The organism is Crenobacter oryzisoli (genome assembly GCF_030385785.1).
Lineage (GTDB): Bacteria > Pseudomonadota > Gammaproteobacteria > Burkholderiales > Chromobacteriaceae > Crenobacter_A > Crenobacter_A oryzisoli.
On record NZ_JAUEDK010000108.1, the window covers coordinates 1 to 2,157 of the forward strand.

Here is a 2,157-nt window from a genome sequence, read left to right on the forward strand (position 1 = left end):
GGGACAATGAGTAGGCAGCGGAAACGGGCGAGCGAGACCGGGTGGCCACAGTCCCGGAGGCCCGTCTGCCTACTACTCGCCTGGAACGGTGTCACTCATGATGGCCGTTCCCTACTACGGGTCATCCCCGCCGGGTACTACCGTCAGCCAGCTGACCCGCCCTGTGACTGCTCCTGGTGCAGCTGGAAATATTCCTCCAGTTCATCCATCAACTGCGCGGGATGCGGCAAGACCGCCTTGTGCGGGTGCCCCTTGAGCGCGTCCTTGATCGCCGGGCTGCAGGTCTCTTCCAGCCCGAGGACGATATCATGCTTGTCCTTGATGGCGCGGACTTTCCCAAAACGCGCATCGGCGCCGAGAAACAGCAAATCGTAGCGCGCGCCGAAACGTTCGCGGAGGGCCTGTTCCTGCTCGGCGGGCACGCCGATCAACAGGGCGCGCAATTTGCGCGGGCCGGCCATGGTCGTCTGCGGGTTGCCTTTGCGCTCGGCCTGGCTGGCGGGGGGCTGCTTGCCGACCTTGCCACGCCCTTGGCCGGGCGGGGTGGGACGCTCCGCCGCAGGCGCGACGTTGCCCGGCGTTGACCGCCCCGTCACCGGCGGGCGCTCACGGTGTGGCGCCGCTACCGGCGCCGTGAACGCGGTGCTGAGCTGCTGGGTCATGGCGTCCAGCCGGGCGCGGATGACGTCGATCTGGGCGCACAATTCCTGGGTGGCCTGTTCCAGCGGGGCCATCTGATTCGCGACGAAAGTGCCCAGTTTCTGCGCGACCTGTAACAGCAAGAGGTCGGAGAACTGGTCGACTGCCGACGTGAGGGCATCGTGCACTGCCGGTGGGGTACTCGGGGCCACCTCGTGCGCCAGCGTCTCCGGCGTAGCGAGCGGTGCACTATTGGTCGGTGCGGCGTCGGCCGGAGTGAACGGGACGTCCGCATCGAGTGCTAGGTCCTGAACGGGGACCGGTGTCGATGAGGCGGATCGGGACGGTTCCGCCCTGCCCTCACGCGCGGCGTCGGCCTCCGGTGTGGAGTAAGGCAGGGATTGTTGGGGAGGTGTTTCGCTCGCGGTGGCCTCCGCGAGGGGGCGGCGACCGCGACGGCGCGTTGCCTCCGGCGCCACCGTCGTCTCTTGGCGCAGTGGGGGCACGACCTCCGTGACCGGGATCTCCTGTTGCACCGGTTGGTCGGTTGGCGGGGTGGTCAGGATCTCCGCCTGGCTAGCCGGGATGGGGGTCGCCTCCTGAGGCGCCAGCGCGGCGGGAGTTAACTTCGCCACCAAGGCGGCCGAGCGGGGAATCGGTTTATCCGCCAGATCATTGGCTTTGTCGGTCCGAATGTACACCTTGCGGTTGCGGCCGCCTTTCGCGCCTGGCGCCGGCGGGGCCGCTTGGCTGGTCACGTAGCCTTTTTGGACGAAGTCGACCAGCAAGCGCGAAGTGTAGTCCGGATTCACACCATATTCGCTCGCCAGAACTTGACGGATTTGCGACCCTTCCAGCCCCCGCTCTTGGCCGAGTCCGATGAGTTCAAGGAGTTGCCAACGGGAAATGGTTTTATGTGGTTGATTGCGATTCGATGCCATGGCCTAGTGGGCGCCATTGACTGGCCCCTTGATTTCCCATTGAGTGACCACCTATTTTAGCCTTGCTGGACGGCCCTACGTCGAGGCCTTTTCAAGCTGTCTCGGACTTTCCCTGCCTCAAGCGCTGTTAGTCGGCTGAAGGCCACCATGGTTCGTCTTCGGCGGGGGCGGCTGATTTGGTTATATGAGGTTTCATAGGCCTGTGGCTAGATGGGAGCGTCCCGAATCACGCACGAAGCGCCGCTAACAAAAATCGGCAAAACAAGTTGGCACTAAGCCTGTCAAACGTGCACGAACAATCATGCACATCGTGCATCTCCACTTTATTTCGAAAAGCAGCTTTGCTTGTCAGACGCATTCATTACTTATGGACATGATGAAACATCATAGAGTTACGATAAACATCGTCTCCATTTTCATTGGCGGCCTCAATAACCAAGTGCAACAGGGTTAATGTTTCTCGGCTTGCCGCGATTCAATCACGGCATCCAGATGTTCGGCAAACACCTCGATCGGCATCTTGAATTTCAACACTGCACGTGGGCGTGTGTTCAGCCGGTGCGCGATAGCATCCAGC

At 62.3% G+C, this 2,157-nt stretch carries 1 protein-coding gene and 1 pseudogene; both read right to left on the minus strand.

What is annotated here, in order from left to right; all coding sequences use genetic code 11:
- Window positions 1–143: 143 nt before the first annotated feature.
- Window positions 144–1,451, minus strand: a complete 1,308-nt coding sequence (locus QU481_RS23680) for a hypothetical protein (RefSeq protein ID WP_289830733.1) — start codon at window positions 1,449–1,451, stop codon at window positions 144–146.
- A 579-nt stretch (window positions 1,452–2,030) separates the two neighbouring features.
- Window positions 2,031–2,157 (minus strand): annotated as a pseudogene (locus tag QU481_RS24040) (IS30 family transposase); the annotation flags it as partial.